At 69.3% G+C, this 22,387-nt stretch carries 23 protein-coding genes and 3 pseudogenes; 18 read left to right on the top strand and 8 right to left on the bottom strand.

The genetic code is table 11. The features are described from left to right. Window positions 1-66: 66 nt before the first annotated feature. The 3 genes and pseudogenes from OG841_RS17255 (at window position 67) to OG841_RS17245 (ending at window position 1,117) form a co-directional block, all read left to right on the top strand. On the top strand, window positions 67-420 hold the full coding sequence (locus OG841_RS17255) for a hypothetical protein (RefSeq protein WP_365118876.1): 354 nt from the start codon (window positions 67-69) through the stop codon (window positions 418-420). A gap of 35 nt (window positions 421-455) precedes the next feature. After that, window positions 456-899, top strand: a pseudogene (locus OG841_RS17250) (Scr1 family TA system antitoxin-like transcriptional regulator); the annotation flags it as partial. An 8-nt stretch (window positions 900-907) separates the two neighbouring features. Beyond that, window positions 908-1,117, top strand: coding sequence for a DUF397 domain-containing protein (locus OG841_RS17245; RefSeq protein ID WP_365118874.1), 210 nt, complete (start codon window positions 908-910; stop codon window positions 1,115-1,117). Window positions 1,118-1,216: 99 nt separating this feature from the next. Here OG841_RS17245 and OG841_RS17240 read toward each other — a convergent pair whose 3' ends face one another. Further along, window positions 1,217-2,083, bottom strand: a complete 867-nt coding sequence (locus OG841_RS17240) for a helix-turn-helix transcriptional regulator (RefSeq protein WP_328640667.1) — start codon at window positions 2,081-2,083, stop codon at window positions 1,217-1,219. Between the two features lie 148 nt (window positions 2,084-2,231). Between OG841_RS17240 and OG841_RS17235 the strand changes: the two genes are divergently transcribed. From OG841_RS17235 to OG841_RS17220, 4 genes and pseudogenes are all read left to right on the top strand, one after another. Beyond that, on the top strand, window positions 2,232-3,146 hold the full coding sequence (locus OG841_RS17235; protein ID WP_371565969.1) for an SDR family NAD(P)-dependent oxidoreductase: 915 nt from the start codon (window positions 2,232-2,234) through the stop codon (window positions 3,144-3,146). A gap of 153 nt (window positions 3,147-3,299) precedes the next feature. After that, window positions 3,300-4,040, top strand: a complete 741-nt coding sequence (locus OG841_RS17230) for an ISAs1 family transposase (RefSeq protein WP_371565967.1) — start codon at window positions 3,300-3,302, stop codon at window positions 4,038-4,040. Window positions 4,041-4,169: 129 nt separating this feature from the next. Continuing rightward, window positions 4,170-4,343 (top strand): hypothetical protein, encoded by a 174-nt coding sequence (locus OG841_RS17225; RefSeq protein ID WP_328640670.1) that lies wholly within the window; start codon window positions 4,170-4,172, stop codon window positions 4,341-4,343. Window positions 4,344-4,457: 114 nt separating this feature from the next. Continuing rightward, window positions 4,458-4,547: pseudogene (locus OG841_RS17220) on the top strand (IS5/IS1182 family transposase); the annotation flags it as partial. Between the two features lie 20 nt (window positions 4,548-4,567). On the opposite strand, the gene OG841_RS17215 reads toward OG841_RS17220, so the two are convergent. Further along, window positions 4,568-5,491 (bottom strand): hypothetical protein, encoded by a 924-nt coding sequence (locus OG841_RS17215; protein WP_371565965.1) that lies wholly within the window; start codon window positions 5,489-5,491, stop codon window positions 4,568-4,570. 175 nt (window positions 5,492-5,666) lie between these two features. Here OG841_RS17215 and OG841_RS17210 point away from each other — a divergent pair, with 175 nt between their 5' ends. After that, window positions 5,667-6,887, top strand: coding sequence for a sensor histidine kinase (locus OG841_RS17210; RefSeq protein WP_371570723.1), 1,221 nt, complete (start codon window positions 5,667-5,669; stop codon window positions 6,885-6,887). Next, complete coding sequence (locus OG841_RS17205) at window positions 6,875-7,525, top strand: response regulator transcription factor (RefSeq protein WP_328640672.1); 651 nt, start codon at window positions 6,875-6,877, stop codon at window positions 7,523-7,525. Before OG841_RS17210 ends, OG841_RS17205 begins: the two co-directional genes overlap by 13 nt. 277 nt (window positions 7,526-7,802) lie before the next feature. Here the strand turns inward: OG841_RS17205 and OG841_RS17200 are convergent, their stop codons facing one another. Together OG841_RS17200 and OG841_RS17195 are read right to left on the bottom strand one after the other, a co-directional pair. After that, a complete protein-coding gene (locus tag OG841_RS17200; protein WP_328640673.1) occupies window positions 7,803-8,153 on the bottom strand; it encodes a hypothetical protein in 351 nt (116 codons plus the stop codon). A gap of 106 nt (window positions 8,154-8,259) precedes the next feature. Continuing rightward, window positions 8,260-8,335 (bottom strand): annotated as a pseudogene (locus tag OG841_RS17195) (DUF192 domain-containing protein); the annotation flags it as partial. Window positions 8,336-8,452: 117 nt separating this feature from the next. Here OG841_RS17195 and OG841_RS17190 point away from each other — a divergent pair. Next, entirely contained in the window at window positions 8,453-9,433 is a 981-nt protein-coding gene (locus OG841_RS17190; protein ID WP_328640674.1) for an alpha/beta hydrolase, read from the top strand. A gap of 9 nt (window positions 9,434-9,442) precedes the next feature. On the opposite strand, the gene OG841_RS17185 is transcribed toward OG841_RS17190, so the two are convergent. The 4 genes from OG841_RS17185 to OG841_RS17170 all read right to left on the bottom strand — a co-directional run bounded on the left by OG841_RS17185 (window position 9,443) and on the right by OG841_RS17170 (window position 13,298). Continuing rightward, complete coding sequence (locus tag OG841_RS17185; protein WP_328640675.1) at window positions 9,443-9,850, bottom strand: hypothetical protein; 408 nt, start codon at window positions 9,848-9,850, stop codon at window positions 9,443-9,445. Window positions 9,851-10,173: 323 nt separating this feature from the next. Beyond that, a complete protein-coding gene (locus OG841_RS17180; protein ID WP_371565962.1) occupies window positions 10,174-12,357 on the bottom strand; it encodes a hypothetical protein in 2,184 nt (727 codons plus the stop codon). A gap of 1 nt (window position 12,358) precedes the next feature. Further along, window positions 12,359-12,733: a hypothetical protein gene (locus OG841_RS17175; RefSeq protein ID WP_328640677.1), complete on the bottom strand. Its 375-nt coding sequence runs from the start codon at window positions 12,731-12,733 to the stop codon at window positions 12,359-12,361. Between the two features lie 202 nt (window positions 12,734-12,935). Then, the gene (locus OG841_RS17170) at window positions 12,936-13,298 is read right to left on the bottom strand and encodes a DUF192 domain-containing protein (protein WP_328640678.1); all 363 of its coding nucleotides are present in this window, start codon (window positions 13,296-13,298) and stop codon (window positions 12,936-12,938) included. A gap of 99 nt (window positions 13,299-13,397) precedes the next feature. Here OG841_RS17170 and OG841_RS17165 point away from each other — a divergent pair, with 99 nt between their 5' ends. The 8 genes from OG841_RS17165 to OG841_RS17130 all read left to right on the top strand — a co-directional run bounded on the left by OG841_RS17165 (window position 13,398) and on the right by OG841_RS17130 (window position 22,377). Next, window positions 13,398-13,961: a dihydrofolate reductase family protein gene (locus tag OG841_RS17165; protein ID WP_328640679.1), complete on the top strand. Its 564-nt coding sequence runs from the start codon at window positions 13,398-13,400 to the stop codon at window positions 13,959-13,961. Between the two features lie 50 nt (window positions 13,962-14,011). Further along, the gene (locus tag OG841_RS17160) at window positions 14,012-14,884 is read left to right on the top strand and encodes an LLM class flavin-dependent oxidoreductase (protein WP_328640680.1); all 873 of its coding nucleotides are present in this window, start codon (window positions 14,012-14,014) and stop codon (window positions 14,882-14,884) included. A 57-nt stretch (window positions 14,885-14,941) separates the two neighbouring features. Further along, on the top strand, window positions 14,942-15,730 hold the full coding sequence (locus OG841_RS17155) for a methyltransferase domain-containing protein (protein WP_371565959.1): 789 nt from the start codon (window positions 14,942-14,944) through the stop codon (window positions 15,728-15,730). A 682-nt stretch (window positions 15,731-16,412) separates the two neighbouring features. Beyond that, entirely contained in the window at window positions 16,413-17,186 is a 774-nt protein-coding gene (locus OG841_RS17150) for an isoprenyl transferase (protein WP_328640682.1), read from the top strand. Between the two features lie 341 nt (window positions 17,187-17,527). Further along, complete coding sequence (locus OG841_RS17145; RefSeq protein ID WP_266560106.1) at window positions 17,528-18,853, top strand: PhoH family protein; 1,326 nt, start codon at window positions 17,528-17,530, stop codon at window positions 18,851-18,853. Window positions 18,854-19,250: 397 nt separating this feature from the next. Next, window positions 19,251-19,934 (top strand): transglycosylase SLT domain-containing protein, encoded by a 684-nt coding sequence (locus OG841_RS17140; RefSeq protein ID WP_328640683.1) that lies wholly within the window; start codon window positions 19,251-19,253, stop codon window positions 19,932-19,934. A gap of 126 nt (window positions 19,935-20,060) precedes the next feature. After that, window positions 20,061-21,404, top strand: a complete 1,344-nt coding sequence (locus OG841_RS17135; RefSeq protein WP_328640684.1) for an AI-2E family transporter — start codon at window positions 20,061-20,063, stop codon at window positions 21,402-21,404. Between the two features lie 154 nt (window positions 21,405-21,558). Beyond that, window positions 21,559-22,377: a MarR family transcriptional regulator gene (locus tag OG841_RS17130; protein ID WP_328640685.1), complete on the top strand. Its 819-nt coding sequence runs from the start codon at window positions 21,559-21,561 to the stop codon at window positions 22,375-22,377. Window positions 22,378-22,387: the final 10 nt, after the last annotated feature.

The following is a 22,387-nucleotide window of genomic DNA, read 5'->3' as shown; positions in this document are numbered from 1 at the left end:
GTTGAGCGAGCTCTGCTAAAGCCATTCTTCCCGCCCGGTAACAAACTCAGAAAGAGCGGGAACGGCGTGGACAGCTCCCTGGTCTACTCGTATTGTCAATATTATGTTGACGGTACGGGGGAAATCAAAGTGGAATTTACTCGCCGAATCGACAGTGACACGTTGCAGGAGATCGTCAAAATCGTCGCCGGTGACAGAAATGTCACGTTCGATGCGTCAGGGAAATTTGCACTACTCGATGATGGGAACGCCCTCGGTGTGGCGGAATGTGCCCATTCTCTTTCGGATGATGGGAAGCCCCGAAGCTATACGGTAGAGATCACCGTTCCGGGTGCCGAGGACATTCAGGGAGTTCGCGCCAAACTGACCGCTCTTATGAAGGCGCTTCTCCCGGCCGCGGTGAAAGCAGATGGCTGCTGATCGAGTCCGCCCACGTGGAACACCACGCCACGGTCTTCGCGTATCGAGTGCCTGAGCTACCTCAGGAAGAACTTGAGCTGCGTGTCCGTCACCGGATGCAGCGCAAAGTGATACTGGAGAGGACTCCGTACGAAGCGGTCATCCACGAGGCCGCACTGCGCATCAACGTCAGCAATCGCGCTGCTTCGCGAGATCAACTCTTCCGCCTTGCCGAACTCTCCGAAGCCGACCACGTCACGGTACGGGTCATCCCCTTTGCGCTGGAGTGCTTTGCCGGCGCCGCGAGCGCAATGGTGTATGCGGGAGGCGCTGTATCCAAGCTGGACACCGTCGCGCGCGATGCGCCCCACAGCACGGCTTTCCTTGACTCCGAGGCCCAACTTGGCGCCTTTCGAACACTCTTCCGTAAGGTGGAAGCCGCGTCGCTCGAACCCGACGGTTCGCGTGAACTCATCCACAAGCTGGCGAAAGAGCTGTGAGGCATCCCATGAGCACACCCGGCAACTGGCGGAAGTCGTCCTATTCGGGCCCGGGTGACGGCAACTCCTGCGTGGAAGTCGCAGACGATGTCACTCGGGTAGCGATACGTGACTCCAAGACTCCGGCCAGGACGCCGCTCGTCTTCCCGGCCGGCGCTTTCGTCGCCTTCGTGGATGCACTCAAGGCAGGGCTGATGCGTTCTCAGGCTGCGAGATGAAGCAGGTCGAGCGTTCGCGTGGGACGTGACCGATAGTGGTTGGCGGCAGCGGTGAGGTTCGCCCCGGTCGACTTGGTGCAGCCTCCCAGCAGTCGCCGGTCAGGGGAGCGCGATGGCGCTATGGCCACCTGCGACGCGAAGAAGGTCCAGATTCCCCGCGTCGCTGCTTCCGGTCGCTGCCGTGTATGTGACCATGCGCAGGTCGGCGCCGGGGACGATGAGGACGTCGCAGTCGAGCTGGATGTCACCGATCTTCGGATGTCGGATCGTCTTGCGGTCGCTGGTGTGTTGGGCAGCGGTCGCCTGCGTGGCCCAGTGGCGAGCGAAGGCATCGGACACGCCTCGCAGTTCGTGCACGAGACGATCGAGCTGGGCGTCCCTGGGATAGCGAGACACCGCGTCCTTGAGGTCGGCGACGATCGACGCCTCGAAGACGTCTGGTCCGCGCTCGGATTGGACGGGCAGCATCGAGGCGTGTGCAACGCCGTTGCCGAAGAGCGCACGGGCGAGGTTCCGTTCGACGGGCGGGACGACGGAGGCGTCGCCGAACACGGCGCTCCACATGGTGTTCCACCACACCAGGGTCCAGTCTGCGCTGAACACGCCGATCGGGACGTCGCCCAGACGCGCGGCGAGCCGTTGGATGCCCGCGGGCACGTGGGTGCTGACCGTCCCGTCCTGCGGCGGCAGGAGCCCGGCGCTTCGGTACAGCTGGTCGCGCTCGACGCGGGAGAGCTGAAGGGCCCGTGCGAGGGCGCCGACGACCTGGGCGGAGGGGTTCTTCGCGCGTCCCTGTTCCAAGCGGAGGACGTAGTCGACGGAAAGCCCGGCCAGTTGCGCGAGCTCCTCGCGGCGCAGTCCCGGGGCACGACGGCCGTCCGTCACGGCGAAGCCGGCGTCTGCCGGAGCGAGACGGTCTCGCCAGGCGCGCACGAGGGCGCCGAAAGCGGAGCGGGAGGAAGCCATGAGGTCATTCTCGCCGCGCGGCCCAGGACGAGCATGGGTACTGCCAGTCCTAGTGACGGGGACGGCACTGGTTGGCGGTGGCGCGAGCGGCGAACGTGGACGTGTGCCCGGGCCGGACGCCATCGGCGAAGCAGTGAAGGAGCCTTCGATGAAGCACACCATCGTGATGACGGGTGTGAGCCGCGGGATCGGCCGTGTCGCCGCCGGGCAGATCCTGCGTCGGTCGCCGGACGTGCACCTCCTCGTCGTCGCCCGTGGATCCTCCGGCGCACAGCTCGCTGCGGAACTCGCTAGGGGCGGGCACACGGTCTCGCACGTCTCAGCGGACCTCGGCTCGCTGGACAGCGTCCGTTCGGCCGCCACCGAGATCCGTGACCGGCTCGATCGCGGTGACCTCCCGCCGCTGCGCGGCTTCGTGGGCAACGCGGGCATGCAGTACACGAACGCGCTCACCGAGACACCCGACGGGTTCGAGTCCACCTTCACGGTCAACGTGCTCGCCAACCACCTGTTCGTCCGCCTGCTCCAGGACCGCTTCGCCGCTCCCGCCCGGATCGTGATCACCGCCAGCGACACCCACTTCGGCGACTTCAAGCACAACATGGGCATGGTGCCCGGCCCGGCCTGGAAGTCCCCGGACGTCCTCGCCCGCACCGGCGCCTTCCCCAACCCGGACACCGTGGTCGCCGGGCGCACTGCGTACTCGACGAGCAAGCTGGCGGCCATCTACCTCGTGCACGAGTACGCGCGCCGTCTTCCGGCCGGGATCGACGCCGTCGCCTACAACCCGGGATTCGTCCCCGGCACCGGCCTCGCCCGCAATGCCGACCCCGTCTCCCGGTTCGCGATGCGGCGCATCCTGCCGGTGATGACCCTCACCCCGTTCGCCACTAGCCGCAACGCCGCGGGCCGCTACCTCGCTGACGTCGTCCTCGGCACGCCCCAGGCGCCGACCGGCGCTTACGTCGACCGCAGCCGTGTGGACCGCTCGTCGGAGGAGTCCTACGATCCATGGCGTGAAGGCGAACTCTGGGATGCCGCCGAACGGTTCACCGCGGCGTGAGCAGCCAGGACGGATGCGCTCGCAGGTGACGTGGTGAGCGGTTCACCCCGCCAGATCGAGCAGTGACTGAATGGCCCGACTGGAAGCAGTGAACACGACTCCTGATGATCAAGGCTGTAGAAGCCTTTGATCATGAATAGGGGTCGCGTTCGCGTGTCGTCTTCCCTGATCGGTGTCCTGCGGCGCCACTGCGCAGACATCGACTCCACCTGCCCGGATCCAGAACTGCCGCAGCTCACCTGCCTGGTGGACGTGCTGGACCGGATACCCGATCCCCGCCGGGTCCGAGGCCGCCGCTACCGTCTGGGCTCCCTGCTCGCGCTGTGCCTGGTCGCCGTCCTCGGCGGAGCCGCGTCCCTGGCCGCCATTGCCCGCTTCGCCACGGATACCGACTGCGACCTGCGTGAACGGCTCGGCCCGACTGCCGGCACACCGAACGCCTCCACGCTGGGACGGCTCCTGGCCCGCCTGGACGGCGACGCCCTGGACGACGCGGTGGGCGCTTGGCTCGCCCGGTACACCGCCGACCCGGTCGACGAACCGGGCGACAGGCTGATCGGCCTGGCTGTCGATGGCAAGACCGTGCGCGGCTCCCGCACCGACATCGGCGCCGTGCACCTGCTCGCCGCCGCGCTCCACGCCTGCCAGACCGTGATCGCCCAGCGCCAGATCACCGCGAAGAGCAACGAGATACCCGCCTTCGCCCCGCTGCTGGCCCGAATCGACCTGCGTGGCGTCATCGTCACCGCCGACGCGATGCACACCCAGCGCGCCCACGCCGAGCATGTCGTCACCGCTGTGGCCACTACCTCCTGGTGGTCAAGGGGAGGCCTTCGCCACTTTCGCGGAGCACTGGGAGTGGGGGGTGAAGGCGCTGGTCGACGAGGGCAATGAGATCGCGGAGGAGCTCGACCTGTCGGCCGGTTACTACCACGAGGCCGAGGAGTACGCGGTCGGCGTCACCAAGGACTACGTCGTGGCCGCTACGGCGATCCGGCCGTATCCGGCGAGGACGCGGAGGGGATGTCGTGGGGCCAGGTCGGGGCGTCGGCGAAGGGGAGTTGGACGCCGGATCTCTCCCAGCAGTCGGCCGCCGAGTCCCGGGACCAGACGGGGCAGGCCCGGCAGGCCACCGAGGAGGACCTGACCACCAGCGACGCCAAGGGGAAGTGGCAGATCTACGGAGAGATTCACTGAGCTTCTTCGAGCGGGCCACCGATCGGGTGACGGGTCCGTGAAGCGCAACGAGCGAGGCCCCCGGGCAGTTGATCGAGATGTCTGACGTCTCAACCACGCTGCTCAGGGGCCTCGTTGGTCATCTATCCTGCCGCACTCGACCTGCCACATGCGCTCGTGGAGTGGGTCACCATGCTCATCGTCACCCATGAGGGGGACCGCCGCGGGACGGACCGAGTCGGGTGTCAGCGTGGGCGGAAGAGGTAGGCGAGGTTGAGGACCACCAGTCCGGCCCAGGAGATGAGCAGTGCGGTGGTCCCGCCGGGAGTGAAGGTTGTTGCGACGGTGCCGAGGATCAGTGAGAGCAACAGGACCCTGAGCTCCGCCCTTCGGTCGCGGACCACAGCTCGCTGAAGAGGGCCGGGCTCCGCGAGCCGTTCGGCGCACAACTCGTCGAACGACGCGGCGACGCGGTCGTCGATCCGGTCCCCGAGCCGTTCGACGAACAGGTCCACGATGGCGTTCTCGCCCCCGCCTTCCGGGCGCTCGGCGGGCTGGGGGCGTTTTGCCGGTGCCGGGGGTTGCTCGGTCATCGTGGTCTCCTCCAGAGGTGTGGGCGGGGGCGTGGCGGCAGCACCCGCAGTGACATCGGGTCGGCGATGGTGGGGCGGACGATCGTGGCAGGGGAAGCCGGGGCGGCAGGAAGCGGTGGCCAGTACGACGCACAAGGCCGCCATCGGTAGTTCCGCGACGGCGGCCATCGCGATCGCTGCGGCGAGTTCGGCTCCGCGGGCAGAGGTGACGATGTCGAACCAGGCGTCGACGATCAGCAGCGCGGCGGTTGCCGCCGCGGTGAGCGGGTGCCGAGGATCCCGGCGCAGCAGCAGTGCTCCGGTGGCGGTGAGGCCCAGGGCCTCCAGCGCATCCAGCCCCACCCACGCGGCCGACCAGTGCGGGACGCTGGGTGCGGTGGGCAGCGCGGCCGCCAGCACCAGCAGCCAGGGCAGCAGCGCGAGGCCGCACCCGATCAACGCCATGCCGGGCCACCGCCTCCTGACGATGGTGCCTTGCTCTCGCAGCACAGCGGGGCGCGACAAGAAGAGCACGTCCGCGATGGCGGCGGGCAGCGCGTCCGCAGCGCCGCAGGCTGCCGAATCGACGAGGGCCATGGGGCTGCGTCTCCTCCCGGATGCGGGCTTGTGTGCCTTACATGGACAAGCTTTGCTGCGGCGGGTGCGCGCGTCGGTAACGCGAAGGTCCGACTTGGGGGTGGTACTGGCTTCACCATCGATCCGGATGCACGGTGCATGGCATGTCCGTCACCTGGCGATCTACCGTCCAGTCATGAGGAGTTCCCGGACGCTGCGACGCGCATTACTTCGAGCGCGACGGGACACCGGCTTCCTGGCGGCCGGGATTCCGCTGCACCTTGCCCTGGCGTCGCAGTGGGTCTGGGGCGTGACCATCGTCGTGAAGGCGAACGCGTGGGCCGTGGTCCCGATACCGTTCGCGCTGTTCGTCGTCGGCGTTCCGGCGCTCACCTTTGTTCAACGACACCGATATCGAGTGTTACTCGGTGTGGACGTCCCCCGGCTGACGCCGACGCCGGAACGATGGTGGCCTAGGCGTGCCCTGCGGTGGCTGTCCTCGGCCCAGACCTGGCGGCAGGTCGTGTACCACCTCCTGCTCGGGCCGTTGCTGGCGGCGCTGGAACTGCTGGTGCTCGCGGCGTGGGCCGTGGCGGTATCGGGCGCCACCGCCTGCGGGTGGGCCTGGGCGCTGCCGGGGGAGGAACGCCTGATGGCGTTCTTCTACACCGTCGTCGGCGTCGTGCTGCTGTGCAGCGCGCCCTGGCTGGCCGGGGCGACGGCCCGGACCGAGACCCGGCTCGCGTCGGCGCTGCTGGGGTCGAGCCGGAACGAGCGGCTTCGGCAGCGTGTCGAGCACCTGGCTGAAAGCCGCACCGACCTGATCGAAGCCGTCGACAGCGAGCGCCGCCGCATCGAACGCGACCTGCACGACGGCACCCAGCAGCGCCTGGTCTCCCTCGCGGTCAATCTGGGACTGGCCAGGGCAACCCTCATCGACCTGCCGGATGATGCCCGCACCGCCATCGACGAGGCGCACCGGGAGGCGAAGGCGGCAATCGCCGAACTCAACGACCTCGTGCGCGGGTTGCACCCCGCGGTCCTCGAAGACCGCGGGCTGGACGCGGCGTTGTCCGGCCTGGCTGCCCGGGTACCTTTGCCGGTACGCCTGCGCGTCGACATCGGAGAGCGAGCAGCGCCCATCGTGGAGTCGGTCGCCTATTTCGTGGTCTCCGAGGCGCTGACCAACGTGACCAAGCACGCCCGTGCCACGCGCGTGGAGGTGACCGTCGAACGGATCGGGAAGGTGCTACGTGTGAACGTCACCGACGACGGGATCGGCGGCGCCGACGCCTCAGCCGGCAGCGGGCTGGGCGGACTGGCCAAACGCGTCGGCTCCGTCGACGGGTCGTTCCGCGTCAGCAGCCCCGCCGGGGGCCCGACCACCCTCACTGCGGAGCTGCCGTGCGAGCTGTGATCGCCGAGGACTCGGTGCTGCTGCGCGTGGGGCTCGTCAAGGTGCTCGAGATGGCGGGCTTCGAGATCGCGGCCGACGTGGGTGACGCGGACGCCCTGTTGACCGCGGTCGAGCAGCACCGGCCCGAACTCGCCCTGGTCGACGTCCGGATGCCGCCCCGTTTCACCGACGAGGGGGTACACGCCGCGCTGGTGATTCGCCACCAGTGGCCGCGGACGGCGGTGGTTCTGCTCTCGCAGTACGTGGAGGAGCGGTACGCGGCCGATCTGCTGACCGCTCACACCAGCGGCGTCGGCTACCTGCTCAAGCAACGCGTCGCCGACGTCGAGGAGTTCATCGCCGCGGTACGGCGTGTCGCGGACGGCGGTACGGCGCTGGATCCCGAGGTCGTCGCCCAGTTGTTGCTGCGCCGCCACAGCGACCCCCTGGAGCGGCTGACGCCGCGGGAACGGGAGGTGCTGGCGCTGATGGCCGAGGGACGATCCAACGCGGGGATCGCCGAGGCGCTGGTGGTCAGCGACAGCGCGGTCGCCAAGCACATCAACAACATCTTCGCCAAACTCGGCCTGCCCGCCGCCGACGCCGACCACCGACGCGTCCTCGCTGTGCTGCGATTCCTCGAGGTGCCCCCGAACTGACCGGCTACGGGAGAGTGCCGATGGCCGACGACGCGAGCGCGACTGTACGCCCAGCTTGATGCGCCCGACGAGCCGTCGTTCGACGACTACGTGCCCGAGTCGTACGAGCCGGGAAGCGACTGAACCGCACCCCTGCCGAGTATTCGAGGACGGCACGCTGGGACGAGTTTTCGGCAACTGCCGCGTTGTTCCCGGCTCGGGGAACGATCCAGTCAACGGCCGAAGCCCCGCACGAGGCGGGGCTTCGGATGGGACGATGATCCAGTGTCCGGGGCTGTTAACGGCAGTCCCGGACACGCGCGGCCGTGACCAGATGCAGGCACTCCTGGCGGGTCGTCTCCAGATTCTTGTCCACGGCGTCCGTCGCGTTCTCCAACTCGGCGATGTCGGCGTCTACGACCGTCAGCCGGTCCCAGCCTCGGTCGCGCAGCTGCTCCCGGTGAGCGGCGGCGGCCTCCCGTGCTCCCAGCAGGCGCCACCCCTGTCGTGCGGCGCTCTCCTCTTCGCGGTCGGCCCAGCGGTCGAGTTCGGCGTCGCTGGAGGTGGACGTGATGTCACCGGCGGCCAGGCGGCCGTGCTCGGCTTCCCAGTCCGGGAACTCCTTGAGCGGGCGGCGGTCACCGTCCATGAGGATGCTCCGATTCCAGGCGCGGACGCCGAGGACGTCGTGGCCCTTGCCGCTCCCGTCGCGGTATGGGACGCCGAAGGCCTCGTTGACCTCGGGGTGGTCTCTCCGCCTACCCGAAACCCCTCCATCGCCCCGGCCTCCGCCTCCAGCACATGCCGGGCCCGGACTCGCGGCAACCCGAGCGGGAGCCCGTGCATGACCACGGCTACTCAAACGGGCCGTCGGTGTCGGCAAGTACACCCTCGACCGGGTGTGCAGGGCCATCGTCTGACACCGAGGGGATTCCTAGCCTCATCGGTATGACTCACAACAAGAACCCTCATCCCGACGGACCTTCGCGGCGCCGGGCCTTACGGGGCCTCGCCGGTGCGGCGGGTGCCGCCGCACTCGCCACGGGTACAGGTGCGGGAACCGCGCACGCGACCGGCACCGCCGACGGTGTACGGACGTACGTCCTCGTCCACGGCACGCACAGCGCGGCCGCGTTCTGGACGGCGATCGGCAGGGAGCTCGCACTGCGCGGGCACCGGGTCGTCGCCGTGGACCAACCCCTGCACGGCACCGAGAAGTTCATCCCGAAGGCCTACCAGGCACAGGATCTACGCGCCCTCGCGACCGAGCCCTCGCCCGTCGCCGCACTCACCCTCGACGACTTCGAGCGCCGCGTCACCGGCGCGGTCCGCCGCGCCGCCCGCCTTGGCGGCCCCGTCGTCCTCGTGGGCCACAGCATGGGAGGCCTCTCGGTGAGCCGGGTCGCCGACGCCGTACCCGAACTCCTCTCGCACATCTGCTACATGGCCGCCTTCTGCCCGAGCCGCACCATGCCGTCCCTGATGGACTGCGCGTCCTCCCCGGAGGGGCAACACGCCCTCAACCCGCTGCACCAGGTCGGCGACCCGGAGAAACTGGGGGTGCTGCGCCTCAACTGGCGTACCTCCGACCGCCGTGAACTGGCGGCCTTCAAGGAGATGATCTGCGCGGACCACACGGACGCGCAGTTTCTGCGGGTGCTGGAGGGAATGCAGACCGATGAGTCGATGACGGCGTACGCGGACCGGGCGGCGGGCCGAGCGACCACCTGGGGCCGCCTCCCGCGCACCTATCTGCGCTTCGGCAAGGACAGGACCGTGGCCACGCAACTCCAGGACCGCATGATCGCGGAGGCCGACGAACTCACCCCGCACAACCGCTTCACGGTCCACGACTTCCCGAACGCGGGCCATCTGGGACCCCCCGACCCCACCCGCGTGACGGACGTCCTCCACGGCCTGCCGCTGTGAGAACACCCTCTAGGTGACGATGAGCAGAACGATCCACATGACGGCGGCGAGGATCGGAAGCGCGTAGGCGATCAACGGCATCGCGCTGGGACCGGAGATGCGGCTGGCTCTATAGGTTTCCGCGTAGTCCGACAGGCGCTCGGCGGTACGTCGTTGGATGGCCCGGTTGTAGCGGTGATAGCGGTGTCCCACGTATGCCCAGACCGCGGTGAGAGCGAGCCCGAAGCCGGCCAGGACACGTGCTGCCGCGTGAGTGGTGCCCGAGGCGGCGGTGGTGCTGTAGGCCACCGCCAGGAGAGACTGCGCGACGAGGAACAGGTTGCCGCGCTGGAAGACCATGGTGTCGGTGTGGAGGTGGTGCGCCCACAGCCGGGCGTCCGCGTCTCGCCGGTGTTCGTTGTCATCTGACGTCGCCATGCGGCAGGCCTGCCCGCCGCCTCTGGAAAACAGTCGACTCCGGCCGGGCTCACGGAAGCACTGTCCCGGCGTGAGCCTTGCCGAGGGAGCGCCAACTCCTCTGGTGGCTCGGAAGGTCCGGGGTAGGCGTCCCCCCGCTCCGCGACGGACGCGCAGTACACCCGGGTGACCACCGCTTCCTGAGGGCAGCGGACCCTTCGAAGGGCCGCCCATCCACGAAACCCCGCATCCGGGGTGAACTCCGGGACTTCTCCCGGAGTTCACCCTCACGTTGTGCCCGACGTGTCCGGGAATCCGGCCTCAATAGGTCCGGTCGGCCCCCCTCAGGTGCGGTTGACCCACACCCCCGCGTCGCCGAAGCCGAGGATGTCCGCGCGTGCGTCGCCGGTGATGTCGGCGACGAGGCGCGGGTGCTGGTCGACCCGCCAGCTCCCGGCGTTGTAGCCGAAGTTCGCGATCACCCGCCCGGGCGCGTCGAACTGTCCTCCGCCGAGCGCTCGGGAGACCCAGACCCCGGCGTCGCCGAAGCCCACGACGTCCGCGCGCCCGTCGCCCGTGGTGTCCGCGAGGAGCCGCGGATGCCTGTCCACGCGCCAGCTCCCGGCGTTGTAGCCGAAGTTGTCGATGGCCAGGTTCATGGCCTGGAACGTGCCGTCGCCCTTGGAAACGGCCACCCAGGCACCCGCGTTGCCGAAGCCGATGATGTCGGCTTTGCCGTCGCCGGTGACGTCGGCGAGGAAGCGGGGGTGTTGGTCGACGCGCCAGCCGCCTGCGACGTAGCCGAAGTTGTTGATGGCGAGGGTCATGGGTTGGAAGGTGCCGTCGCCGTTGGAGAGGGCGATCCAGACGCCCGCGTCGCCGAAGCCGACGATGTCCGCCCTGCCGTCGCCGGTGACGTCGGCCAGGAAGCGGGGGTGCTTGTCCACCCGCCAGCCGCCTGCGACGTAGCCGAAGTTGTTGATGGCGAGGGTCATGGGTTGGAAGGTGCCGTCGCCGTTGGAGAGGGCCACCCAGACGCCGTCGTTGCCGAAGCCGATGATGTCGGCTTTGCCGTCGCCGGTGACGTCGGCGAGGAAGCGGGGGTGTTGGTCGACGCGCCAGCCGCCTGCGACGTAGCCGAAGTTGTTGATGGCGAGGGTCATGGGTTGGAAGGTGCCGTCGCCGTTGGAGAGGGCCACCCAGACGCCCGCGTCGCCGAAGCCGACGATGTCCGCCTTGCCGTCGCCGGTGACGTCGGCCAGGAAGCGGGGGTGCTTGTCCACCCGCCAACCGCCCGCCACATAGCCGAAGTTGTTCACGGTCAGCCTTGGCGTCTCGAAGCGGCCGTCCGAGTGGCCCAGCGACACGAACGCGCCCGCGTCGCCGAAGCCGACGATGTCGAGCCGCTTGTCCCCGGTGAGGTCGGCGAGGTACCGAGGGTGCTTGTCCACCCGCCAGCCACCCGCGACGTAACCGTAGTTGCGGACCAGCAACTGTGGCGCCCAGCCCAGGTGCGACGGGGTGAACTCGCAGAGCTCGAAGGTGTTGGCCTTCATCAGGCAGGCCACGCCTCCGCCTCCCGCGCAGTTCTCGCAGTTGCCGTTGGCCAGCCCGTACCTGCCCCACGAACCTCCGCAGTCGCACTTGCTGGTGGCGTACTCGTCGGGGCAGCCGAAGATGTGTCCCGTCTCGTGGGCGAAGACCCGGTCGATGTTGTCGGGACCCCAGCCGTCGTTGTCGTACTGCATCACCAGCCGGGGGCCGCCGATGCTCGCGTAGGCGAAGTGGCTGAGCGGGTACTTGGTGAAGAACCCGCAGTAGGTCCAGCGCGTGCCGAAGCGGTTGCGCAGGTCCTCGACGTACGCGCCGACCCCGGCGAAGTCCGCGCTGTAGCCGATCGCGGCCATCGCCGGGTCGCGCCAGAGCGCCTCCAGGTCGGGGGCGTTCGGGTTCGCGGCGACCGTCACGGCCACGTCCTGGATGTCGTAGGAGAAGCTGATCCCTGCGATGGGGTTGGCCGTGGCGTAGAAGCTCAGCCCGTTCTGGACCTCCGCGACGACCTTGAGTATCTCGTCGTTGGAGAACTGGAGTTCGGGGGTCGGTCCCTGCACGATCACGATGCCGACGGCGACCGTCCCCTCCAGGTAGGAGCTGGTGGGCGCGGGAGCGGCGGCGCCCTCGCGTCCGGCCGCGGGTGGGGCCGTCGGCGTGGGCACGATCGTGGTGCAGTCGGGCATGTCCCAGGCCTCCGCGTGCCGCGGCCGGCGGCTCTTCGCCACCTGGTATCCGGCGGACTCACGCAGGTGCAGCGCGGCGAGTCCCAGCCGCTCCACCTCGCTCAGGCCGTCCGTGTCGCCCGGCTCCGGGCCCGGCGGTGACGCGGCGGGTCCGGCCGGTGAGGCGACCACACTGACTCGTCCGTACCGGTGGATCGTGTGCCCCACCCCGGGCCACGACGGGGCGGCCCCCCGCTGGTTCGCGTCCGCTGCGAGCACTGCACGTTCCGTGACGCTGTTGTCGCCGGCCATCTCACACTCCGTTCGGCTGGTCGGGCGGCCGGAACTCCGGGTCGCCCCAGTTCCGTCCCTCGCCCTGTCTCGGTGACTTCCTGGGCCCCGACTTCCAGGCCTCGATGAACAGGAGCGCGTGCTCGTCGATCTGGCGCACGACGGTCTCGTCACCCATGCTCGTGATCTCTCCGTGCGGTGAACGGGCGAGGGCGAGACAGCCGTCGCCGGACAGTTCCCGAAGGTGTTCCGCCACGCCCGCCACGCCCGCCACGTCCTCCGCGCTCACGCGGAACACCGTGATCCAGGGAGGGACTCGGGCCACCACCGCCAGGCGGCTCTCCACCGCGCCCGCGCCACGGGCCCGACCCACGACGAGGATCTCTGTGTCGTCCATGGCGGCCCCCGCTGCCGAGCGTCTATGGACGCGAGGCGTCCCGCTCAGGGAGGACTCAACTCCCGGGCCAACAGAGCGTCAATGTGAAATTCGGCCAGATGGCAAAAGATCTACCGAAGTGTCCTGAAAAAGAAGATTTATAGCCACTTGCCGTTCTTGCCGTTCTTGCCGTGGGCGTCGTGGCTGCCGTGGTCTCCTCGGCCTACCCGAGAGCGACCTCCACCCGCACCCCCACCCGCAACCCCCACCCCTCCATCACCCCGGCCTCCGCCTCCAGCACATGCCGGGAACGCAGCCGCGGCCGCCCCAGGCGCCCCGGCTTCATCGTGCGCACGGCGATGACGCGGAGTCGGCGGTCGAGGTAGGCGACGTCGATGGGGAACCGCATCCGGAAGGTGTGCACACTGCCCGCGGGGGAGAGGAGCAGGGTCCCGTCGACGGAGTCCCGTCCCAGCAGGCCCTTCGTCCGGGCCCGGTAGGAGGAGGCGATTTCCAGCGGCACGGCGAGCTCCCCCCGGTCCCCGTGCACGATCAGCCTCCCGCGGCCGTCCTGCCAACGCCCCATCCCGGAGCCACCTCCAAGCCGTGGAGTTCCCACGCCATCCGTGTCGGTCCCCGTACCGTGGGATTCGATCCTCCCCCTTCTGCCCAGGTCAGGTGTCCGATGCGCAAAATCGTCCTGATGATGTCCATGTCCCTCGACGGCTACATCGAGGGCCCCGACCGGGACATCAGCTGGCACCGTGTCGACGACGAACTGCACACGCACATGAACGCCACGGTCGGGAGCATGGGCGGACTGCTCCACGGCCGCGTCGTCTACGAGCTCATGGCCGACTACTGGCCCACCGCCGACGCCGACCCCGACGCCCCCGCGTCCGTCAGGGAGTTCGCCCCGATCTGGCGGGACCTCCCCAAGGTCGTCTACTCCCGGACCCTCACGAACGTCGACTGGAACTCCACCCTCGTCCGTGAGGTCGTGCCGGCAGAGGTCCGGGCGCTGAAGGAGCAGCCGGGCGGTGATCTCGCGCTGGGCGGGGCCGGCTTGGGGGAGACCTTTCTGCGGTACGGCCTCGTCGACGAGCTGCGGATCTACGTCCACCCTGTTCTCGTCGGCCGGGGCAAGCCCCTCTTCCCGCACACCGACACGCTGACCGCCCTCCGGCTCGTCGAGTCGCACACCTTCGGGAACGGCGTCGTACTGCTGCGGTACGAGCCGACGCCGTAAGGAACGTAAAGAAGTTGTCCGGTCCCTCCGCCCCGGGTAGGAAGGGCGGCATGACCGAACTCGGCGCGGTGTTCCGTCCCCAACTCCCTCCCGAGCGGCTCCGGGCCCTCGCCCGGCTCGCGGACGAGACGGGGCTCGAAGAGCTCTGGCTGTGGGAGGACTGCTTCCGGGAGGGCGGGATCTCCGCTGCCGCTGCCGCTCTCGCGTGGACCGAGCGGGTGCGGATCGGCGTCGGCCTGCTCCCCGTGCCGCTGCGGAACGTCGCCATCACGGCGATGGAGGCGGCCACCCTGCACCGGATGTTCCCGGGGCGGGCGGTCCTCGGTATCGGCCATGGTGTGCAGGACTGGATGGGGCAGGTGGGAGCCCGGGCGGAGTCGCCGCTCACCCTGCTGCGCGAGCACCTCGTCGCGCTGCGAGCCCTGTTGGGAGGCGAGCGCGTCAGCACCCGGGGGCGGTACGTCTCGCTGGACGACGTCGCCCTCGACTGGCCGCCCGAGGGGCCCGTCGAGGTGCTCACCGGGGCCACCGGCCCGCGCACCCTGCGCGTCGCGGGCGAGGCCGCCGACGGCACGGTGCTCACCGCCGGCACCCCGCCCGAGGGTGTCCGCCGGGCCCGTCTGCTCATCGACGAGGGACGGCAGAAGGCAGGGCGGACGGATCGGCACCGGATCGTCGTCTACCTCCTCACCACCACCGGGCCCGACGCGGCCGCCCGGCTGCGCGCCGAACTCACCGACGACGGCGTCGCGGACGTCCCCGACCTCGGCGTCGCCGGGGACGCGGGGGCGGTCGCCAGGGCCGTCCAGCGACTTGCCGCGGCCGGCGCGGACACGGTCGTCCTGCAGCCGACGGCCGACGAACCCGACCCGGAGGGTTTCGTACGGTTCGCCGCGCAGGACGTCCGGCCGCTGGTGCCCTGACCTGCCGGCGAAAAAAATGAGCGGCGCCCGCCCGTGTCATCCTGCGACGATCACCCCATGACCTCCCACCGCACCCGCACGTTCGAGGACCTCGTCGCCGAGGGCGCGGCCGTGCCCACCGAGGGCTGGGACTTCTCGTGGTTCGAGGGGCGGGCCACCGAGGCGCGGCCCTCGTGGGGGTTCGCCCGCTCCCTCGGTGACCGCCTGGCCGGTGCCACCGCCTCGCTCGACATCCAGACGGGTGGCGGCGAGGTCCTGGACTTCGCCCTCGGACAAGGGGTCAAGACACCGCTGCTCGCCGCGGCCACCGAGGGCTGGCCGCCGAACGTCACCAAGGCCACCGCCCTGCTGCGTCCGCGCGGCATCGTGGTCGTCGCCGCACCGGAGGACGCGCCGCTGCCCTTCGCCGACGACACCTTCGACCTGGTCAGCAGCCGTCACCCGGTCAACCCGCAGTGGGCGGAGATCGTGCGCGTACTGCAGCCGGGCGGCACGTACTTCGCCCAGCACGTCGGCCCGCGCAGCGTCTTCGAACTCGTCGAGCACTTCCTCGGCCCGCAGCCGGAGGCGCAGAGCTCGGACCGCCACCCCGACCGCGACCGCGCCGCCGCCGAGGCCGCCGGACTGGAGGTCGTCGACCTGCGTGCCGAGCGGCTGCGGATCGAGTTCCACGACATCGCCGCCGTCGTCCACTTCCTGCGCAAGGTGGTGTGGATGGTCCCCGGCTTCACCGTGGCCGAGTACGAGCCCCGACTTCGGTCCCTGCACGAGCGGATCGAGTCCGAGGGCCCCTTCGTCGCCCACAGCAGCCGCCATCTCCTGGAGGCTCGTAGGCCACGCGCCTGACGTTCCTGTCGGCGGATGGCCTCGGCACAGCTGCAAATCGGACAACTGGCGCATCGCGTGTCGATCTACCCCACATATCCATGGTCTTCACGGGGTTTCCACATCGTTATCCCAGGTGGCTCGCATCCGGGTCGCGCTTGACGTAAATTCAAGGCGAGGCAATTCGCGCCAGCAAAGCTGCGCGGTGGCACCGCGCAGAGGAGGGGGCTGCGCGGTGCCGCGCCCACTTTCCGGCGTCAAAGAAACGTTCCGACCCGGAGTCACCCGCTTGGGCGATGCCCCACGTCTCCATGATTCCGCCGTGATTCGGCCACGAAACCCCCATGAGCAGGCCTTCGACCGGCCACCGCGCCGTCGCCGCCCGACTCCGGAGAGTAGTTGTGGCACGCCGATGCACCCACCATCCCTCACGAAGGGTTATGGTGGAACCCCCCCCTCGGGCCGGTCCGTATCCCCCCCACGGACCGGCCCGTTTTTTTCTCGCGCGGACCAGGACGCTTCTTCCCGCCGACGCAGGGGCTGCCTACCCGAAGGCCTTCACGGCTCCGCCGCGCCCACGCCACCGGCCCCCGCAACACGCAGGAGCACACGGACAGATGGCCCCCCGGACGCCGGGCGTCCGGCACTTCCCGGTAGGCTCTAGCCGCGGGGACCGCCATCCGTCAAAGGGGCTGACAATCACGTGAACCTGCGCGACAAGCTGCGCGGCCTGCTCGTCAGGCTCTACGCACGCCGGGTGGAAGGCCACCTGGACCACGCCCAGGTGCCGAAGCACATCGGTGTCATCGTGGACGGCAGTCGGCGCTGGGCGAAGGCAGCCGGTTCCACCCCCGTCGACGGCCACCGCGCCGGGGCGGAGAAGATCGAGGAGTTCCTCGGCTGGTGTACCGAGACGGACGTCGAGGTCGTCACCCTCTGGCTGCTGTCGACGGACAACTTCAACCGCCCGCCGGAGGAGCTCGGCCCGCTCCTCGGCATCATCGAGGACGTCGTCCGCACCCTCGCCGCCGACGGCCGCTGGCGGGTCCACCACGTCGGCACGCCCGACCTGCTGCCCTCCCCGATGCAGACGGCGCTGAAGGAGGCGGAGGAGTCCACGGCCCACGTCGACGGAATACTCGTCAACGTCGCCATCGGCTACGGCGGCCGCCAGGAGATCGCCGACGCCGTCCGGTCGATGCTGCTGGACGCGCACGACAAGGGCACCCCGATGGAGGAGCTCGCCGAGGCCGTCGACATCGACATGATCGGCCGCCATCTCTACACCGGCGACCAGCCCGATCCCGACCTCGTGATCCGTACCAGCGGCGAGCAGCGGCTGTCCGGCTTCATGCTGTGGCAGACCGCTCACTCGGAGTACTACTTCTGCGAGGTCTTCTGGCCGGCCTTCCGCAAGGTCGACTTCCTGCGCGCACTGCGCGACTACGCGGCGCGCCACCGCCGCTACGGCGGCTGACCAACCTTTCCGGGTACCCCGTTCGGGGCGGAAGTGTCGCGTTTTCAGGGCGATACCCCCAGATCCCCAGGAGTTCACCAGGGCGTCGTCACATGAGCTGGCATGGCATCGCTCGTTCGAGGGCATAAGCCAGTCAGGTCGATGCCCGAACCACGGGTGTCGGATCTCAGCGGACGGCACGGGGCCGTCCGCCCGGGAGGCCCCTTGCACCAGCTCGACCGTGCGGTCTCAGCACGGAAGAAGCAGTGGAGGGCCGGTTCCCGGTCCGTGCAAACGGGCCGACGACCGGTCCAGCTCCACTCCGTCGCTCCCCGACCTCATCCGAGGGGGTACGTCCTTCCGTGGTGACCAGCACAAAGCGCCGCATGCCTGACCGGCGCACCTATGTTCTCGACACCAGCGTCCTGCTGGCCGACCCGAACGCCCTGAACCGCTTCGACGAGCACGAGGTCGTGCTCCCCATCGTCGTGGTCACGGAGCTGGAGGCCAAGAGGCACCATCCCGAACTCGGCTACTTCGCCCGGCAGGCCCTGCGGCTGCTCGACGAGTTCCGGGTCCGGTTCGGCCGCCTCGACGCCCCCATCCCGATCGGGGAACTCGGCGGGACCGTCCGTGTCGAGCTCAACCACTCGGACCCCAGCGTGCTGCCGTCCGGATACCGCCTTGGTGACAACGACTCCCGCATCCTCGCGGTCGCCCGCAACCTGCAGGCCGAGGGATTCGACGTCACCGTCGTGTCGAAGGACCTCCCGCTCAGGATCAAGGCGTCCTCGGTCGGACTCCTCGCCGAGGAGTACCGCGCCGAGCTCGCCATCACGGAGAATTCCGGCTGGACCGGAATGTCCGAGCTGACCCTGCCGGGTGAGCAGGTGGACATCCTCTTCGAGGAGGGGCATGTCTACGTTCCCGAGGCCGCCGACGTCCCCGTGCACACCGGGCTGACGATCCACTCGGAGCGAGGCAAGGCCCTCGGCCGGGTCTCGCCCGACGGAAACGTCCGTCTGGTGCGGGGCGACCGGGAGGCGTTCGGCATCAAGGGGAGGAGTGCGGAGCAGCGCATCGCACTGGACATCCTCCTCGACCCCGACATCGGGATCGTGTCCATGGGCGGCCGGGCCGGCACCGGCAAGTCGGCGCTCGCGCTGTGCGCGGGCCTGGAGGCGGTCCTGGAGCGCCGCCAGCACAAGAAGGTCATGGTCTTCCGTCCGCTCTACGCGGTCGGCGGGCAGGAACTGGGCTATCTGCCGGGCTCCGAGTCCGAGAAGATGAGCCCCTGGGCGCAGGCGGTCTTCGACACGCTGTCCGCGGTCACCAGCCGCGAGGTCATCGAGGAGGTCACCGCACGCGGCATGCTCGAGGTTCTGCCGCTCACCCACATCCGCGGCCGCTCGCTCCACGACGCGTTCGTGATCGTGGACGAGGCGCAGTCCCTGGAACGGAACGTACTTCTCACCGTTCTGTCCCGAATCGGCGCGAATTCACGGGTCGTTCTGACCCATGACGTGGCCCAGCGGGACAATCTGAGGGTCGGTCGCTACGACGGTGTGGTCGCCGTGGTGGAGAAGCTGAAGGGGCACCCCCTCTTCGCCCACGTCACGCTGACGAGGTCCGAGAGGTCCCAGATCGCGGCCCTTGTGACCGAAATGCTCGAAGACGGCCAAATCTGAGGTAGTACCTGCCAGTTGGCGCCGTCCGGAAAGGCCAAGAGCCTAGCCGGGCGGCGCCTTCGCGTGGCGCTGTTTCTCGAAATCCCAGGGCCCAAACGGGATGTGAGCTTTCACACGCAACTCAGAATTGCCACCCGGCGTCCGGTTACGGCAGAGTCTCCTTCCTGTCAGGCCCCGCATACGACACACCTGTACCCCCAGCGGTACGGCACCACAGCAACACCACCAACTCCACAGCGTCGTCGTATGCCGCCCGTGCACCATGCGGCGCTCCCCGCGAGGGAGTTGCCCACCGGGCCCGTGCCTCCCGTGACCCCTTTTGTTGGGAGGCCAGTGTCTAGGGGCACGATTGCGTCCGCCAGGGTCACCGAAGCGGACGATGCTGGAAGGAAACCGTGTGAGCCCGATTTCGGTCCGGGGATTCGCAGTGGCCTCCGCCACCGCGGTCACCGCTGTCGGAAGCGTTGTCGGAGTTGCCTCCGGCAGTGTCGCGCAGCCGAACGACGCCGAGGCGACGGCAGCCGGCACGACGCTCCTGGCGGACATCCCCGCGGGTGAGCAGGCTCAGGTGCAGACCGCGTCCCTCACGCAGCAGGCCGACACCCAGGCCATCGCAGCGGACGCGAGCGCCAAGAAGGTCGCGGAGGAGTCGGCGCGCAAGGCCGCCGCCAAGTCCGCGATCGAGAAGAAGGAGGCCGCCGAGAAGGCGGCCAAGGAAGCCAAGGAGCGCGCCGAGGCCAAGGAAAAGGCCAGCAGGAGCTCCTCCAGCTTCCCGGTCCAGAGCTCGTACACCGTCGCGCAGATCCAGTCGATGGCTGCCTCGATGGTGCCGAGCGGGCAGTTCCAGTGCTTCAGCAACATCGTGGACCACGAGTCCAGCTGGAACTACCGGGCCGTCAACGCCTCCTCCGGTGCCTACGGTCTCTTCCAGGCCCTGCCGGGCTCCAAGATGTCGTCGGTCGGCTCCGACTGGCAGACCAACCCGGCCACCCAGATCAAGTGGGGCCTCAACTACATGGACAGCCGGTACGGCAGCCCCTGCGAGGCCTGGTCGTTCTGGCAGGCCAACAACTGGTACTGAGCGCGCCCTGCTCTCAACCTCGCGAAGCCCCTCCCCGTCCTAGGGGGAGGGGCTTCAGCCATGTACGGTCGGACCGGACGACTCCAGGGGGGAGTGGTGAGGAGAGACGGGGGAAGAGGACGGATCATGTCGCGAGTGCCAGGGTGGCTCGGTCGGATCGGTACCCGACTGACCGATATGGGTGAGCGGTTGGACGAGCGCCGCGCGGAGGTGGCCCGCGAGGAGGCCGAGGCCGACTCGGTGGAGCCGCCTGAGCGCCGGCCGAGGAAGCCGTCGAGCGCCGCCTCCCGTGCGCCCGTCGTGCTGGTTCCCCGCCCCGATCCGGCGCAGGCCGTGCCATGGGGCGTACGGGTCGCCGCCGAGGCCGGCTGGCGGCTCCTGGTGCTCGCGGGCACCGTCTGGGTGCTGATGCGGGTCATCAGCTCCGTACAGCTCGTCGTCTTCGCCTTCGTCGTCGCCCTGCTCATCACCGCGCTGCTCCAGCCGACGGTGGCCCGTCTCATGCGGCACGGCGTCCCGCGCGGCCCCGCCACGGCTCTCACCGCGATCCTGGGCTTCGTCGTGATCGGCCTGATGGGCTGGTTCGTGACCTGGCAGGTCATGGAGAACATCGACGATCTCTCCAACCAGATCCAGAGCGGCATCGACGACCTGCGCAACTGGCTCCTGAAGAGCCCCTTCCACGTCACCGACAAGCAGATCAACCAGATAGCGAAGAATCTGCGGGAGGCGGTCGGCGCCAACACCGACCAGATCACGTCGGCGGGCCTGGAGGGCGTCCAGGTTGTCGTGGAGGCGCTCACCGGCATCCTGCTGACCTTCTTCTCCACGCTCTTCCTGCTCTACGACGGCCGGCGCATCTGGGCGTGGACGCTGAAACTGGTCCCCGCGGCCGCCCGGCCCGCCGTGGCCGGCGCGGGACCGCGCGCCTGGCGCACCCTGACCGCCTACGTCCGCGGCACGGTCCTCGTGGCCCTCATCGACGCCGTCTTCATCGGCATCGGCATCTACTTCCTCGACGTCCCCATGGCCGTCCCGCTGGCCGTCTTCATCTTCCTGTTCTCGTTCATCCCGCTCGTGGGCGCGGTCGCCTCCGGCGCGCTGGCGGTACTCGTCGCGCTGGTCACACAGGGAGTGTTCACGGCGGTGATGACCCTCGCGGTGGTCCTCGCCGTCCAGCAGATCGAGGGCCACATCCTCCAGCCGTTCATCCTCGGCCGCGCGGTGCGCGTCCATCCGCTCGCGGTCGTCCTCACGGTCGCGACGGGCGGCATGGTGGCCGGCATCGGCGGCGCGGTGGTGGCCGTACCGCTGGTGGCGGTGACGAACACGGTGGTGAGCTACCTCAAGGCGTACGCCGAGGAACAGTCGGCGCCACCCGAGATCGAGGACGAGGTCGTCACAGACGAGGAAGGCCCGGCGGAACCGCCCCCGGACCCTGAAAAACCTGCCTCTGATTCGGTCAAATGAGCGCCGAACACAGTGCTTTGAGCAGCCCGCGAATTCAACTTCCGTCAACTAGCGGCAGGTAGGAAACCAGCCCCCGGAATATGCGCCCTGACTGATACACATTCCCTCCTCAGCGCTACGCGTCAGGCGTATGTGCGAGGCGGCGGGGGGTGTGATGTCGGGCCACGAACACCTGGCACAGGCCCTGGCCGCGTGCGGCCGTGACGGCTTCACCGGAGAGCTGCGCATCACCGGGACACCCGGTGGCACCTTCCACTTCGGGGACGGCCGGGTGGTCGCCGTGGAGTCGCCCGGTGCCCCCGGACCCGAGGCACTGCTGCTGCGCTCCGGGCGGGTCAGTGGCGAGCAGTGGGCCGAGTTGGTGCGGGAGTCCGGCGGTTCGCGCTGGCCGGCCACCGCGCTCATCGCCCACGGTTACGCGGGGGCCGCGCAGTTGCGTGTGGTGTGCGCGCTGGCCCTGCACGACGCCGCGTTCGCGATGGCAGCGGGCCGGGTGGAGGACTGCGAACGCCGCGCCGACGCGGAGCCGTTCGCGCAGGTCCCCCTGGGCGAGCCGCCCCTGCGGCTGCTGCAGGACGCGGTCCGCAGACTCACCGCCCTGGACGCGCTGCCGCACCCGGTGCACCCCGACCGGGAACGGCCCGTGCGCTCGGGCACGGACCACGGATCCGGGTCCCTGCGGCGCGAGTTGCTCACGCACGCCGACGGCCGCAGTACGGCCCGCGACCTCGCCTTCCGGGTCGGGCGCGGTGTCTACACCGTGACGGTCGAGGTCGCTCGCATGCTCGAGGAGGGGCTCCTGGTATGCGCCGGACCGGCCACGCCCATCGCGGTCCGCTCCCTTCCCGACGGCGACGAACTCCGGCCTCGCACGCCCACGCCCGTGGAGCGGTCCCCGTCCCCGACACGAACCGATCTGCCCCGCCGAAAACCCGGCAGCTTCTTCCGGCTCCGAAACGGAACGCCCAAATGAAAAAGCCGAT

The sequence above is a fragment of the Streptomyces canus genome (assembly GCF_041435015.1).
Classification (GTDB): domain Bacteria; phylum Actinomycetota; class Actinomycetes; order Streptomycetales; family Streptomycetaceae; genus Streptomyces; species Streptomyces canus_G.
This window is presented reverse-complemented; position numbering and strand designations above follow the sequence as displayed.

Bases quoted from the DNA above. Each gene is read 5' to 3' on its own strand.
- OG841_RS17245 (WP_365118874.1), top strand. From the start codon at position 908: ATGAGCACACCCGGCAACTGGCGGAAGTCGTCCTATTCGGGCCCGGGT.
- OG841_RS17240 (WP_328640667.1), bottom strand. From the start codon at position 2,083: ATGGCTTCCTCCCGCTCCGCTTTCGGCGCCCTCGTGCGCGCCTGGCGA.
- OG841_RS17235 (WP_371565969.1), top strand. From the start codon at position 2,232: ATGAAGCACACCATCGTGATGACGGGTGTGAGCCGCGGGATCGGCCGT.
- OG841_RS17225 (WP_328640670.1), top strand. From the start codon at position 4,170: ATGTCGTGGGGCCAGGTCGGGGCGTCGGCGAAGGGGAGTTGGACGCCG.
- OG841_RS17215 (WP_371565965.1), bottom strand. From the start codon at position 5,491: ATGGCCCTCGTCGATTCGGCAGCCTGCGGCGCTGCGGACGCGCTGCCC.
- OG841_RS17210 (WP_371570723.1), top strand. From the start codon at position 5,667: ATGAGGAGTTCCCGGACGCTGCGACGCGCATTACTTCGAGCGCGACGG.
- OG841_RS17200 (WP_328640673.1), bottom strand. From the start codon at position 8,153: ATGGACGGTGACCGCCGCCCGCTCAAGGAGTTCCCGGACTGGGAAGCC.
- OG841_RS17190 (WP_328640674.1), top strand. From the start codon at position 8,453: ATGACTCACAACAAGAACCCTCATCCCGACGGACCTTCGCGGCGCCGG.
- OG841_RS17185 (WP_328640675.1), bottom strand. From the start codon at position 9,850: ATGGCGACGTCAGATGACAACGAACACCGGCGAGACGCGGACGCCCGG.
- OG841_RS17180 (WP_371565962.1), bottom strand. From the start codon at position 12,357: ATGGCCGGCGACAACAGCGTCACGGAACGTGCAGTGCTCGCAGCGGAC.
- OG841_RS17175 (WP_328640677.1), bottom strand. From the start codon at position 12,733: ATGGACGACACAGAGATCCTCGTCGTGGGTCGGGCCCGTGGCGCGGGC.
- OG841_RS17170 (WP_328640678.1), bottom strand. From the start codon at position 13,298: ATGGGGCGTTGGCAGGACGGCCGCGGGAGGCTGATCGTGCACGGGGAC.
- OG841_RS17165 (WP_328640679.1), top strand. From the start codon at position 13,398: ATGCGCAAAATCGTCCTGATGATGTCCATGTCCCTCGACGGCTACATC.
- OG841_RS17160 (WP_328640680.1), top strand. From the start codon at position 14,012: ATGACCGAACTCGGCGCGGTGTTCCGTCCCCAACTCCCTCCCGAGCGG.
- OG841_RS17155 (WP_371565959.1), top strand. From the start codon at position 14,942: ATGACCTCCCACCGCACCCGCACGTTCGAGGACCTCGTCGCCGAGGGC.
- OG841_RS17135 (WP_328640684.1), top strand. From the start codon at position 20,061: ATGTCGCGAGTGCCAGGGTGGCTCGGTCGGATCGGTACCCGACTGACC.
- OG841_RS17130 (WP_328640685.1), top strand. From the start codon at position 21,559: ATGTCGGGCCACGAACACCTGGCACAGGCCCTGGCCGCGTGCGGCCGT.